Origin of the sequence: Ensifer sp. SSB1, from assembly GCF_016652895.1 — a bacterium.
In the GTDB taxonomy this organism is placed as follows: Bacteria; Pseudomonadota; Alphaproteobacteria; order Rhizobiales; family Rhizobiaceae; genus Ensifer.
In genome coordinates, this window is sequence record NZ_JAEPRP010000047.1 from 29,065 (window position 1) to 41,667 (window position 12,603).

The window sequence follows — 12,603 nt, forward strand, 5'->3', positions numbered from 1 at the left end:
TGCCAAATGGGCGGCCGAGCGCGCCCGTCGCAACCTCGGCCCGACGCTGATCGAATACGTCACCTACCGCGTCGGCGCCCATTCGACCTCCGACGATCCGAGCGCCTACCGCCCGAAAACGGAATCGGAGGCCTGGCCGCTCGGCGATCCGGTCCTACGGTTGAAGAAGCACCTGATCCTGCGCGGCGCATGGTCGGAAGAGCGCCACACCCAGGCGGAAGCCGAGATCCTCGACGAAGTGATCCAGGCACAGAAACAGGCCGAAGGCCACGGCACGCTGCATGCCGGCGGCAAGCCCTCGGTGCGCGATATCTTCGAGGGCGTCTATGCCGAGATGCCGCCGCACATTCGCCGCCAGCGGCAGAAGGCAGGTTACTGATATGGCCAGAATGACAATGATCGAAGCCGTGCGCAGCGCCATGGACGTGTCCATGGAGCGCGACGACAATGTCGTCGTCTTCGGCGAGGACGTCGGCTATTTCGGCGGCGTCTTCCGCTGCACGCAAGGCCTCCAGGCGAAATACGGCAAGACCCGCTGTTTCGACGCGCCGATCAGCGAAAGCGGCATCGTCGGCACGGCAATCGGCATGGCCGCCTATGGCCTGAAGCCCTGCGTCGAGATCCAGTTCGCCGACTACATGTACCCGGCCTACGACCAGATTACCCAGGAAGCCGCCCGCATCCGCTACCGGTCCAACGGCGATTTCACCTGCCCGATCGTGCTGCGCATGCCGACCGGCGGCGGCATCTTCGGCGGCCAGACGCATAGCCAGAGCCCGGAAGCGCTGTTTACCCATGTCTGCGGCCTGAAAGTCGTCGTGCCCTCCAATCCCTATGACGCCAAGGGCCTGTTGATCGCCTCGATCGAAGATCCGGATCCGGTCATGTTCCTGGAGCCGAAGCGGCTCTATAACGGCCCGTTCGACGGCCATCATGATCGGCCGGTCATTCCTTGGTCGAAACACGATCTCGGCGAGGTGCCGGAAGGCCACTACACGGTCCCGATCGGCAAGGCGGAAGTCCGCCGAGAGGGTTCTGCCGTCACAGTCGTCGCCTATGGCACCATGGTACATGTAGCGCTCGCGGCAGCCGAGGAAACCGGCATCGACGCCGAGGTGATCGATCTGCGCAGCCTGTTGCCGCTCGATCTCGATACCATCGTCAAGTCGGTGGAAAAGACAGGGCGCTGCGTCGTCGTGCACGAGGCGACGCTGACATCGGGGTTTGGCGGCGAAGTGGCTTCCCTCGTCCAGGAGCATTGTTTCTACCATCTCGAAGCACCCGTCGTTCGCGTCGCCGGCTGGGACACGCCCTACCCGCACGCCCAGGAATGGGACTATTTCCCCGGCCCCGCGCGCGTCGGACGCGCGCTCGTCGAAGTGATGGAGGCCTGACATGGGCGAATTCGTAATCAAGATGCCCGATGTCGGCGAAGGTGTGGCCGAGGCCGAACTCGTCGAATGGCATGTGAAGCCCGGCGATCCCGTGCGCGAGGACATGGTGCTCGCGGCCGTGATGACCGACAAGGCGACCGTCGAAATCCCCTCGCCCGTCACCGGCACGGTGCTCTGGCTCGGCGCAGAGGTGGGCGATACCGTCGCGGTGAAGGCGCCGCTCGTGCGCATCGAGGTATCAGGCGAAGGCGGGGCGACTGCTCCCGCGGAAGAAAAGCCGAACGCCAAGGCGGATGAAAAGTCGGCGGCAAAGGTTGAGGCGCCCGTGCCCGTTGCCAAGCCAGCCCAGCCCTCCAAGGTCGAAGCCAAGGCACCGGCCGTGAACGGTGTCCATGCCAACGGCGCACATGCCGCCGGCGAACGGCTGGAGAAGGCATTGGCCTCGCCGGCCGTGCGTCTGCGCGCCAAGGAAAGCGGCGTCGATCTCCGCCAGGTGACTGGTACCGGCCCGGCCGGTCGCATCACCCATGACGATCTCGACCAGTTCATCGCCCGCGGCGCCCAGCCGGCGCTGGCGCCCGCAGGCCTGCAGCGCAAGACCGCCGTCGACGAAATCAAGGTGACCGGCCTGCGCCGCCGCATCGCCGAGAAGATGTCGCTTTCGACCTCGCGCATTCCCCACATCACCTATGTGGAGGAAGTCGACATGACCGCGGTGGAAGACTTGCGCGCGACCATGAACCGCGACCGCAAGCCGGACCAGCCGAAGCTGACGATCCTGCCCTACCTGATGCGCGCGCTGGTACGCACCATTGCCGAGCAGCCGGCCGTCAACGCGATTTTCGATGACGGTCCCGGCATCATCCATCGCCATCACGCCGTCCATATCGGCATCGCCACGCAGACGCCGGCAGGTCTTACCGTTCCGGTCGTGCGCCATGCCGAGGCACGCGGTATCTGGGATTGCGCCAACGAACTCAACCGCCTGGCGGAAGCGGCCCGCACCGGCACGGCCACCCGCGACGAGCTCACCGGATCGACCATCACCATCTCGTCGCTCGGCGCACTCGGCGGCATCGCCTCCACGCCCGTCATCAACCATCCGGAAGTGGCGATCGTCGGCGTCAACAAGCTCGCGATCCGCCCGGTCTGGGACGGCACGCAGTTCGTGCCGCGCAAGATCATGAACCTGTCCTCGAGCTTCGATCACCGCGTCGTTGACGGCTGGGATGCGGCCGTGTTCGTGCAGCGGCTGAAGACCCTGCTCGAAACGCCGGCGCTTATTTTCGTGGAGGCCTGAGGCGATCATGAAGGAAATCTCCTGCAAGCTGCTCGTGATCGGCGCCGGCCCCGGCGGTTACATCGCAGCCATCCGCGCCGGCCAGCTCGGCATCGACACCGTCATCGTCGAAAAGGCCAAGGCCGGCGGCACCTGCCTCAATGTCGGCTGCATTCCCTCCAAGGCCCTGATCCACGCGGCCGAAGAGTTTCACAAGCTGCGCGCGGCCGCTTCCGGCCGCAGCCCGCTCGGCCTGTCGCTTGCCAACCCCTCGATCGATCTCGCCCATACCATCGCCTGGAAGGACGGTATCGTCGGTCGGCTTAACGGCGGGGTGATCGGCCTCCTGAAGAAGGCCGGTGTCAAAGCAGTCGTCGGCGCGGCCCGCTTCATCGATGGCAAGACCGTCGATGTCGAAACCGAAACCGGGCTGCAGCGCATCCGCGCCGAAGCGATCGTGATTGCCACCGGTTCCGCGCCTGTCGAGCTGCCGGACCTGCCCTTCGGCGGGCCGATCATTTCCTCGACCGAGGCCCTGTCGCTGAAGAGCGTGCCGAAGAGCCTCGCCGTTATCGGCGGCGGTTATATCGGCCTCGAACTCGGCACCGCCTTTGCCAAGCTTGGCAGCCATGTCACCGTGCTGGAGGCGCAGCCGCGTATCCTGCCACTCTACGACGCCGATCTGACGAAGCCGATCAGCAAACGCCTTGGCGAACTCGGTATTGAAGTCTTCACCCAGACGGTCGCCAAGTCTTACTCCGCCGAGACCGGCAGCTTGCAAGCCGAACACAACGGCCGCGCCATCAATGTCGCTGCCGAAAAGGTGCTCGTCACCGTCGGCCGAAAGCCGGTGACCGAAGGCTTCGGCCTGGAAGAAATCGACCTCGACCGCACCGGCCGTTTCATCCGCGTCGACGACCAGTGCCGCACTTCGATGCGCGGCATCTACGCGATCGGCGATGTCACCGGAGAGCCGATGCTGGCGCACCGCGCCATGGCGCAAGGGGAAATGGTCGCGGAAATCGTCGCCGGCCACAAGCGCAGCTGGGACAAGCGCTGCATCCCCGCCGTCTGCTTCACCGACCCGGAGATCGTCACCGCCGGCCTGTCGCCCGACGAGGCACGTGCCAGCGGCATCGAGATCAAGATCGGCCAGTTCCCTTTCCAGGCGAACGGCCGCGCTATGACGACACTTGCCGAAGACGGCTTTGTCCGCATCGTCGCCCGCGCCGACAACCATCTGGTGCTCGGCATCCAGGCGGTCGGCCATGGCGTCTCGGAACTGTCGGCGAGCTTCAGCCTGGCGATCGAGATGGGTGCGCGGCTCGAAGACATCGCCGGCACGATCCATGCGCATCCGACGCAATCGGAAGCTTTCCAGGAGTCGGCGCTGAAGGCGCTCGGGCACGCACTGCATATCTGACGCCTCGCGTTGTAGAATGGCCCCTCATCCGGCCTGCCGGCCACCTTCTCCCCGCCATGCGGGGAGAAGGACACATGTGGCGCCCGCCCGCTTCAACAATTGCCTTTTGCCGTATGGGAGAAAGACATGAACAGAATTGACCCGATCGTCATCGTTTCGGCAGCCCGTACCCCGATGGGCGCCTTTCAGGGCAGCCTCAAGGATCTGACCGCGCCCGAAATCGGCGCCATCGCGCTGAAGGCAGCACTCGATCGCGCTGGCCTTGATGCCGTCGACGAGGTGCTGATGGGCAATGTACTGCCGGCCGGCATCGGCCAGAACCCGGCGCGCCAGGCAGCCCTTGGCGCGGGCCTCGGCAAAGAAACGCCGTCGACGACCATCTCCAAGGTCTGCGGCTCCGGCATGAAGGCGCTGATGCTTGGCCATGATGCCATCCTGTCCGGCAGCGCGTCGGTGCTTGCGGTCGGTGGCATGGAGTCGATGACCAACGCCCCCTATCTGCTGCCAAAGGCGCGCGGCGGCTTCCGCCTGGGGCATGGCGAGGTCAAGGACCACATGTTCCTCGACGGCCTCGAAGACGCCTATTCCGGCCGGCTGATGGGCACCTATGCCGAGGACACGGCCGAACATTACCAGTTCTCGCGCGCCGATCAGGACGCCTTCGCACTGCGCTCGCTCGATCGCGCCAACCGGGCGGCCGAGGATGGTTCCTTTGCCGAGGAGACTGTGGCGGTCAGCGGCGCTGGAAAGCGACAGACCGCCAATCTCGATCGCGACGAGCAGCCGACCAAATCGGATCCGGCAAAGATCCCGAAGCTGAAACCAGCCTTCCGCGACGGCGGCAGCGTGACGGCAGCCAATTCGTCGTCAATCTCCGACGGGGCAGCGGCGCTGATCCTGATGCGCGCCAGCGAAGCGGAAAGGCGCGGACTGACGCCGCTTGCGATCGTCGCCGGCCATGCCGGCCATGCGCAGGAGCCGGCCTGGTTCACGACCGCGCCGATCGGCGCGATCGACAAGCTGATGGCCAAGCTCGCGTGGGAGAAGGGCAGCGTCGGCCTCTACGAAATCAACGAGGCCTTCGCCGTGGTGGCGATGGCGGCGATCCGTGATCTCGGCCTGTCAGACGATATCGTCAACATCAATGGCGGCGCCTGCGCACTCGGCCATCCGATCGGTGCGTCCGGCGCCCGCATCATCGTGACCCTGCTTCACGCGATGCGCGCCAAGGGCGTCAAGCGCGGCATTGCCTCGCTCTGCATTGGCGGCGGCGAGGCGACGGCGGTCGGGCTGGAGCTGTTGCAATAGCGCAGCGCGGCCTTCCGGCCGCCTCGCGCTTCAACCTACGAAAAACGCCGCCGGTCGAACCGGCGGCGTCTCTGTTTTTTGCAGGCAGTTTGCCTCGCGCCTCAGCCCATGCGCTCGGAAGCGTAGGAACCCGGGCTCGGCGGGAAGACGACGACGCGGTTGCCGTTGATGAAGCAGCGATTGTGGATATGGGCGTGTACGGCGCGGGCGAGCACCTGGCTTTCAACGTCACGGCCGATCGACACATAGTCTTCCGCGCTCTGGGCGTGGGTGATGCGAGCAATGTCCTGCTCGATGATCGGGCCTTCATCGAGGTCTGCGGTGACGTAGTGCGCCGTCGCACCAATCAGCTTCACGCCGCGCTCATAGGCCTGCTTGTAGGGGTTTGCGCCCTTGAACGACGGCAGGAACGAGTGGTGGATGTTGATGATCCGGCCCGACATCTTCTTGCAGAGCGCATCCGACAGGACCTGCATGTAGCGGGCAAGCACGATCAGTTCGGCGCCGGTCTGGTCGACGAGCTCGAGCAGCTGGGCCTCGGCCTTCGGCTTGTTCTCCTTCGTCACCTTGATGCAGTAGAAGGGGATGTCATGGTTGACGACCACCTTCTGGTAGTCGAAGTGATTGGAGACGACGCCGACGATGTCGATCGGCAGCGCGCCGATCTTCCAGCGATAGAGCAGGTCGTTGAGGCAATGGCCGAAACGCGACACCATCAGCAGCACCTTCATGCGCTCTTCACTGTCGCGGATTTCAGCATTCATATCGAAGCGCTTGACAACCGGTTCGAAGCCGGCCTTCAGCTCGTCGAGCGTCACGCCTTCCTGGCTAATGAAGGTAAGCCGCATGAAGAACAGGCCGGTTTCGAGGTCATCGAACTGCGAACTGTCTGAAATGTAACAGCCCTTTTCGGCGAGATAGCCGGTGATGGCGGCGACGATGCCACGGGTGGTCTTGCAGCTGACGTTCAGCACATAGCTTTTCATCGGTAGGTCTCTCGCTCCAGAGGTTTTTCCGGCCCCCCTTATACGGCCAGTCACACAAAAACTAGCGCGGCCTTTTCGCCGCCGTCGATCCATTCGCGACATTCGCTTGACGGAACTGGCCAGACGGCGCCGGCGGCACGATATGGGTTCTCTCGCTGGTGCCTGGAGAAAGGATCAGGCAGGAGGCCCCGCGGCTCTAGCGCGGTGTGCGGTCCGGGTGCGCGCGGGCGAAAGCCTCGATCTCCGCGCAATTCTGATCGATTGCCACAACCCGCGGGCAGGCGCTGAGATCCACATCCCAGCGGCGGGCATTGTAGACCTGAGGCACCAGGCAGAAATCCGCCATGGTCGGGCTGTCGCCATGACAGAAACGGCCGGTCGCGGAATGATCGAGCAGTCGTTCGAAGGCAGCGAGCCCCTCGCCGATGAACTTGCGCATCCAGTTGCGCCGCGCCGCCTCGCCGTCCTCCGCATTGGCCATGACATAGGAAACCACGCCGAGATTGCAGACCGGGTGGATGTCCATCGCAACCGCATAGGACAGCATGCGCACCCGCTGACGGCCGATGGCGTCAACCGGCAGGAAGCCGGACGCCACTCGCGTCTCGGCAAGATATTCGATGATGGCGAGCGATTGCGTGAAACGCTCGCCATCGATGTCGAGGGCAGGCACGAGCCCCTGCGGGTGGCGGGCCAGATGCTCCGGCGCCTTGTGCGCCTTGGCAAGCAGGTCGACCGGCACTGAACGATAGCTTTCGCCGAGGCTGTTGAGCGCGATGCGCACCCGATAGCTCGCCGACGAACGCCAGTAATCGTAAAGGACGGTCTCGCTCATGCCTTTGTCCATTTTTTTATCTGCGGTCAGGCCTTGGTGTAGGCTTCCACGGTCTGCTCGATCGCGCCGAAGATCGAATGACCGGCCTTGTCCTTCATCTCGATGCGCACGACATCGCCGACGCGGAGGAACTGGGTCTTCGGCGCGCCACCGACGATCGTCTCGATCATCCGGACTTCCGCGATGCAGGAGTAACCGGCACCGCCCTCGGCAACCGGCTTGCCCGGGCCGCCATCGAGCTTGTTGGAAACAGTGCCCGAGCCGATGATCGTGCCGACGCAAAGCGGCCGGGTCTTGGCCGCGTGGGCAACCAGTTGCGCAAAATCGAAGGTCATGTCGACGCCGGCATTGGCGCGGCCGAAGGGCTTGCCGTTCAGGTCGACGCAAAGCGGCAGATGCAGCTTGCCGCCATCCCAGGCATCACCCAGCTCATCCGGCGAAACGGCGACCGGCGAGAAGGCAGACGACGGCTTCGACTGGAAGAAGCCGAAGCCCTTGGCGAGCTCGGCCGGGATCAGGCCGCGCAAGGACACGTCGTTGACCAGCATGATGAAACGAATTGCCGCCCGCGCCTCTTCGATCGTTGCAGCCATCGGCACATCGTCGACGATGACGGCAACCTCGCCCTCCATGTCGACGCCCCAGCTTTCGTCGGCAAGCGGGATCGGATCGCGCGGTGCGATGAAGCTGTCGGAGCCGCCCTGGTACATCAGCGGATCGGTCCAGAAGCTCGAAGGCATCTCGGCATTGCGGGCCTTGCGCACCAGCTCGACGTGATTGACGTAGGCCGAACCGTCGGCCCATTGGTAAGCGCGTGGCAATGGCGACAGGGCGTCGTGCTCGTGAAAGCGGATCGTCGGCTGCGAGCCGGTCTCGATTCCCTCCGCCACGCGCGCAAGCCGCGGACCGGCATGCGCCCAATCGTCGAGCGCTGCCTGCAGCGAGCGGGCGATGTGCCCCACTTCCGAGCAGCGGGTAAGATCGCGAGAGACGACCACGAGCTTTCCGTCGCGCGTACTGTCTTTGAGTGTCGCCAGTTTCATGCAGTCCTCCCTCTCAATCTTTTCATTGTTCACGCAGTTTCGGACGAAACCGCGCTTAGACGGACGAATCGTCCGCAATCTTCACAACAAGGCCGTCGGCGGCGATCGTCAAGGCGCCCGCCCAGTTTTTGCGGGTCGCCGCGATCCAGTCCGTTTCCGAAATCTCGGGATCGTCGGCAGGGATCAGATGGTGCAGCACCAGCCGGCCGACGCCCGCGGCCGTTGCGATCGCGGCCGCTTCTCCGGCAAAGCTGTGGCTCGCCAGCAGATGCTCCTTCAACCGTGCGCCATTGCCGGTGCGCGCCACCAGCCGGTCGACGCCTTCGGCAAGCATCGCCTCATGCACGAGAATGTCGGCCCCTTTGGCGAAATCGGCAAGCGGCGGGAAATAGGCGGTATCGGACGAGAACACGACAGAACCTTCCGCATGGTCGAACCGAAGCGCAAAACAATCGGTAACCGGCGGATGGTCGACGCGCAGCGCCGAGAGCGTCAGGCCACTCTCCGACAAGATTTCGCCTTCGGAGAACTCTATGACCTCGACCAACGCGCGCAGATCCGGCCGGCCCTCATCGACGATGCGGATGTCGATATCGAAGGCCATCGATTGCAGGAAGCCCTGCCAGTAGGCGCGGGTGCCGGCGGGGCCGAAGACACGCACCGGCTGCGATAGCCCCGCGGTCCAAGCCGTGTGAATGAGCGGCCCAAGCTCGAGCACATGGTCCGAATGCAGATGGGTAATGACGATCAGGTCCAGCGTCTTCAGCGCGACACTGGCATTGGTCAGCCCGCGGGTGACGCCGAGACCGCAATCGACGACAACAGTCCGGCCGCCGATTTGAAGCAGAGACGATGTCGGCCACGGGCCGCCCGGCCGGATCGCCGGACCACCCTTGCTGCCGAGCAAAACCAGGCGTGAACTCAAGACCAATCGCCTTCCGGCGTCCCGTTGAACCGCTTCTTGAGATCGCTCCAGCAGTCAATGTAGTTGTCCTGCAACGTCTCCAGTTCGGCGGCGAAGCGGGTCAGCTGCTGCGGGAAGCGGGTCTCGAACATGAAGGCCATCGTATGGTCGAGCTTCACCGGTTTCAACTCGCTATTCGTTGCCTTGTCGTACCCTGATGCATCCGGCCCGTGCGCCAGCATCATGTTGTGCAGGCTCATGCCGCCAGGCACGAAGCCTTCCTCCTTGGCATCATAGCGGCCATAGACCAGCCCCATGAATTCGCTCATGATGTTGCGGTGATACCAGGGCGGCCGGAAGGTGTGTTCCGCCACCATCCAGCGCGGCGGGAAGATCACGAAATCGATGTTCGCCGTGCCCTCCTCGCCAGAGGGTGCCGTCAGCACCGTGAAAATCGACGGATCCGGATGGTCGAAGAGAATGGCGCCGACCGGCGAATAGGTCTTGAGGTCATATTTATAGGGCGCGTAGTTGCCATGCCAGGCGACGACGTCGAGCGGCGAGTGACCGATCTCGGTCACGTGGAAGCCGCCGCACCATTTCACATGCACGCGGCAGGGCGTTTCCTTCTCCTCGAAGGCGGCGACCGGCGTCTTGAAATCGCGCGGGTTTGCAAGGCAGTTGGCGCCGATCGGGCCGCGATCCGGCATCGTAAACTTGGCGCCGTAATTTTCGCAGATGTATCCGCGCCAGACCTTCTCCTCACCACGCCGTGTCACCTTGAACATGGTGCCGCGCGGCACGATGCAGATCTCCGAGGGCTCCACATTCATCTTGCCGAGTTCGGTGAAGACCTGGATCGCGCCCGTTTCCGGAACGATCAAGAGCTCGCCGTCCGCATTGAAGAAGTAGTCGTCCACCATGTCGGCGTTGAAGGCATAGGCATGTGCCGCCATGCCGGTCTGCGTCGGCGCGTCGCCCGCCGTCGTCATCGTGCGGATGCCCTGAAGGAAATTCAGTTTCTCCGCCGGCACCGGCAGCGGGTTCCAGCGCAACTGGCCGAGCGCCAGCGAATGCTCGGCCACATGCGGCGCCGTCTTCCAGTGCGGGTAGTCGATCTTGCTGAAGCGACCGGTGTGACGGACGCTCGGGCGGATGCGGTAGAGCCAGGACCGCTCGTTCGTGCCGCGCGGGGCAGTGAAGGGCGATCCGGAAAGCTGCTCGGCATAGAGCCCGTAGGCGCATTTCTGCGGGCTGTTCTGCCCCTGCGGCAGGGCACCCGGAAGGCTTTCGGTCTCAAAATCGTTGCCGAAGCCGGGCATGTAGTTGAGCGCCTCCTCAGCCCTCACCTGCGCCTCGGCCTGTTTTCCTGCCTTGTCCAGCATCGTCGATCCTCCTCCTCATGGCGCCTCACTTCGGGTTCTCGAAGCGACCTGCGAAAGGTCCGGCGCAATCCCAAATACCGCAGCGACGACCTTTTCCCAGGTGGACGAAATTGCCGCGTTCGGCATATTAGTTGCAATCGTAACTATCGATTTTGTAACTATCAAGGACGCCAAAATGGCCGCCGATGGCTTCGAGCTCAATGCCTTCCTGCCCTATCGCCTGAACCGCGCGGCGGAATTTGTCGCATTGCGCTTTGCCGCCCAATACAAGGCGCGCTACCAGCTCACCCGCCCGGAATGGCGCACGCTCGCGGCCCTCGGCAGCACTGGCCGTCCGATGACGGCAACCGAAGTCGGGGGCCACTCGGCCATGCACAAGACCAAGGTCAGCCGCGCCGTCGCCGCGCTCGAAAAGCGCCGCTGGCTCACTCGCCGTGAAGACGAGGGCGACCGCCGCATCGAGCATCTGGAACTGACGAAGACAGGCATCCGGGCCTATGGCGAGCTGACGGAGCTTGCCGCCCGCTATCAGGCCGAGCTGGATACGCTGATCGGCCCAGCCGGCATGCGGGCGCTCGCCACTGGTCTGGAAGCGGTCGAAGCGGCCATGGGTAGGGCTGGGAGCAACTCTGTGGCCGACGATTCACGCTTCAGCCCTTCATCCGCTCCGGGATCGGCACGCCCTCGAAACTCTTGAGGGTTTCGAGCACAATGGACGTCTTCACATGCTGCACGCTGTCATGCGGCAAAAGCACGTCGTTGACGAAGCGCGACAGCCCCGCGAGGTCAGGCGTCACCACGCGCAGGTGGTAGTCCATCTCGCCCGTCAGCGCATAGGCCTCCAGCACCTCCGGCAGACTGGAGACCAGCTTGCCGAACCGCTTGGCATTGTCGCGATTGTGGGTGGCGAGCGTCACCGAGATCACCACCATCAGATCGAGGCCGAGTTTCTGCCTGTCGATCTGCGCCTGATAGCCGGTGATATAGCCTTCCGCTTCGAGCCGGGTGCGCCGCCGCGAGCATTGTGATGGCGAAAGCGCGATGCGTTCGGACAGTTCGTTGTTGGTCAGATGCCCGTCGCGCTGCAATTCGCTGAGGATCTTGAGATCGAACCCGTCAAGCTGCTCCATTCGTGCATCCTAATACGCAATATTGCATGTTTCGTGCGCCATTCTGTCTAAACCGCGCAAGAATACAAGCATTGTGCATGGAAATTGCGTCATACTCCGGCAAAGTTTGGAAGAATAAGAGGAGACTTCCGATGGGCCCCTTCCCGCATGATGCCCCGCCGGCAACGATTACCGCCGATAACCCCGCCGGCACCGACGGATTCGAATTCGTCGAATTCGCCCATCCGGAACCGGAGAAGCTTGCCGAGCTCTTTACCCGCATGGGCTACAGCCCGGTCGCCAAGCACAAGACCAAGAACATCACGGTCTGGCGCCAGGGCGACATCAACTACATCCTGAACGCCGAGCCCGGCTCGCATGCCATGCGCTTCGTCGACGAGCACGGCCCCTGCGCCCCGTCGATGGCCTGGCGCGTCGTCGATGCCAAGCACGCCTTCGACCATGCGGTCTCGAAGGGCGCGATCCCCTACGAAGGCACGGACAAGTGTCTCGGCGTACCGGCGATCGTCGGCATCGGCGGTTCGCTGCTCTATTTCGTCGAGACGTACGGCGCCAAAGGCTCGGCCTATGAGGCCGAATTCGAGTGGACCGGCGAGCGCAACCCGAAGCCCGAGGGCGTCGGCTTCTATTATCTCGACCACCTGACCCATAACGTCTATCGCGGCAATATGGACAAGTGGTGGGCCTTCTACCGCGAACTGTTCAACTTCACCCAGATCCACTTCTTCGACATCGACGGTCGCATCACCGGCCTCGTCAGCCGTGCGATCACCTCGCCCTGCGGCAAGATCCGTATCCCCTTGAACGAATCCAAGGACGACACGAGCCAGATCGAGGAATATCTTCGCAAGTACAAGGGCGAAGGCATCCAGCACATCGCCGTCGGCACCGAAGGCATCTACGATGCCACCGACAA

The 12,603-nt window shown here is 63.7% G+C and carries 12 protein-coding genes and 1 pseudogene; 7 read left to right on the forward strand and 6 right to left on the reverse strand.

Annotation, left to right across the window (positions count from 1 at the left end):
* From I8N66_RS14110 to I8N66_RS14130, 5 genes are all read left to right on the forward strand, one after another.
* A partial coding sequence (locus tag I8N66_RS14110; protein ID WP_291154553.1) for a thiamine pyrophosphate-dependent enzyme occupies positions 1 to 379 on the forward strand: 379 nt, incomplete at its 5' end.
* A gap of 1 nt (position 380) precedes the next feature.
* Positions 381 to 1,394 carry an alpha-ketoacid dehydrogenase subunit beta gene (locus tag I8N66_RS14115; protein ID WP_043618552.1) on the forward strand — a complete coding sequence of 338 codons (1,014 nt, stop codon included), beginning with the start codon at positions 381 to 383 and terminating at the stop codon, positions 1,392 to 1,394.
* 1 nt (position 1,395) lies between these two features.
* The gene (locus I8N66_RS14120) at positions 1,396 to 2,694 is read left to right on the forward strand and encodes a dihydrolipoamide acetyltransferase family protein (RefSeq protein ID WP_291154556.1); all 1,299 of its coding nucleotides are present in this window, start codon (positions 1,396 to 1,398) and stop codon (positions 2,692 to 2,694) included.
* A gap of 7 nt (positions 2,695 to 2,701) precedes the next feature.
* Complete coding sequence (gene lpdA / locus I8N66_RS14125) at positions 2,702 to 4,096, forward strand: dihydrolipoyl dehydrogenase (protein WP_113535964.1); 1,395 nt, start codon at positions 2,702 to 2,704, stop codon at positions 4,094 to 4,096.
* Between the two features lie 126 nt (positions 4,097 to 4,222).
* The gene (locus tag I8N66_RS14130; protein ID WP_113535963.1) at positions 4,223 to 5,404 is read left to right on the forward strand and encodes an acetyl-CoA C-acyltransferase; all 1,182 of its coding nucleotides are present in this window, start codon (positions 4,223 to 4,225) and stop codon (positions 5,402 to 5,404) included.
* A gap of 101 nt (positions 5,405 to 5,505) precedes the next feature.
* Here the strand turns inward: I8N66_RS14130 and purU are convergent, their stop codons facing one another.
* The 5 genes from purU to hmgA form a co-directional block, all read right to left on the reverse strand.
* A complete protein-coding gene (gene purU / locus I8N66_RS14135) occupies positions 5,506 to 6,390 on the reverse strand; it encodes a formyltetrahydrofolate deformylase (protein ID WP_223725679.1) in 885 nt (294 codons plus the stop codon).
* A 196-nt stretch (positions 6,391 to 6,586) separates the two neighbouring features.
* On the reverse strand, positions 6,587 to 7,237 hold the full coding sequence (maiA, locus tag I8N66_RS14140) for a maleylacetoacetate isomerase (RefSeq protein ID WP_291154561.1): 651 nt from the start codon (positions 7,235 to 7,237) through the stop codon (positions 6,587 to 6,589).
* A gap of 14 nt (positions 7,238 to 7,251) precedes the next feature.
* Positions 7,252 to 8,268, reverse strand: coding sequence for a fumarylacetoacetate hydrolase family protein (locus I8N66_RS14145; protein WP_291154563.1), 1,017 nt, complete (start codon positions 8,266 to 8,268; stop codon positions 7,252 to 7,254).
* 55 nt (positions 8,269 to 8,323) lie between these two features.
* Positions 8,324 to 9,193, reverse strand: coding sequence for an MBL fold metallo-hydrolase (locus I8N66_RS14150; RefSeq protein ID WP_113535959.1), 870 nt, complete (start codon positions 9,191 to 9,193; stop codon positions 8,324 to 8,326).
* Complete coding sequence (gene hmgA / locus I8N66_RS14155) at positions 9,190 to 10,557, reverse strand: homogentisate 1,2-dioxygenase (protein WP_291154565.1); 1,368 nt, start codon at positions 10,555 to 10,557, stop codon at positions 9,190 to 9,192. Before hmgA ends, I8N66_RS14150 begins: the two co-directional genes overlap by 4 nt.
* Before the next feature lie 175 nt (positions 10,558 to 10,732).
* On the opposite strand from hmgA, the pseudogene I8N66_RS14160 reads away from it, so the two are divergent.
* Positions 10,733 to 11,167 (forward strand): annotated as a pseudogene (locus I8N66_RS14160) (MarR family transcriptional regulator); the annotation flags it as partial.
* Positions 11,168 to 11,207: 40 nt separating this feature from the next.
* On the opposite strand, the gene I8N66_RS14165 reads toward I8N66_RS14160, so the two are convergent.
* Positions 11,208 to 11,687: an Lrp/AsnC family transcriptional regulator gene (locus tag I8N66_RS14165; RefSeq protein ID WP_065375464.1), complete on the reverse strand. Its 480-nt coding sequence runs from the start codon at positions 11,685 to 11,687 to the stop codon at positions 11,208 to 11,210.
* Positions 11,688 to 11,818: 131 nt separating this feature from the next.
* Between I8N66_RS14165 and I8N66_RS14170 the strand changes: the two genes are divergently transcribed.
* The coding region (locus I8N66_RS14170; protein WP_291154569.1) for a VOC family protein at positions 11,819 to 12,603 on the forward strand (785 nt) is incomplete at its 3' end.

What these genes read in the sequence shown, in the direction of transcription:
- I8N66_RS14115 (WP_043618552.1), top strand. Translation starts at nt 381, where the DNA reads ATGGCCAGAATGACAATGATCGAAGCCGTGCGCAGCGCCATGGACGTG.
- I8N66_RS14120 (WP_291154556.1), top strand. Translation starts at nt 1,396, where the DNA reads ATGGGCGAATTCGTAATCAAGATGCCCGATGTCGGCGAAGGTGTGGCC.
- lpdA (WP_113535964.1), top strand. Translation starts at nt 2,702, where the DNA reads ATGAAGGAAATCTCCTGCAAGCTGCTCGTGATCGGCGCCGGCCCCGGC.
- I8N66_RS14130 (WP_113535963.1), top strand. Translation starts at nt 4,223, where the DNA reads ATGAACAGAATTGACCCGATCGTCATCGTTTCGGCAGCCCGTACCCCG.
- purU (WP_223725679.1), bottom strand. Translation starts at nt 6,390, where the DNA reads ATGAAAAGCTATGTGCTGAACGTCAGCTGCAAGACCACCCGTGGCATC.
- maiA (WP_291154561.1), bottom strand. Translation starts at nt 7,237, where the DNA reads ATGGACAAAGGCATGAGCGAGACCGTCCTTTACGATTACTGGCGTTCG.
- I8N66_RS14145 (WP_291154563.1), bottom strand. Translation starts at nt 8,268, where the DNA reads ATGAAACTGGCGACACTCAAAGACAGTACGCGCGACGGAAAGCTCGTG.
- hmgA (WP_291154565.1), bottom strand. Translation starts at nt 10,557, where the DNA reads ATGCTGGACAAGGCAGGAAAACAGGCCGAGGCGCAGGTGAGGGCTGAG.
- I8N66_RS14165 (WP_065375464.1), bottom strand. Translation starts at nt 11,687, where the DNA reads ATGGAGCAGCTTGACGGGTTCGATCTCAAGATCCTCAGCGAATTGCAG.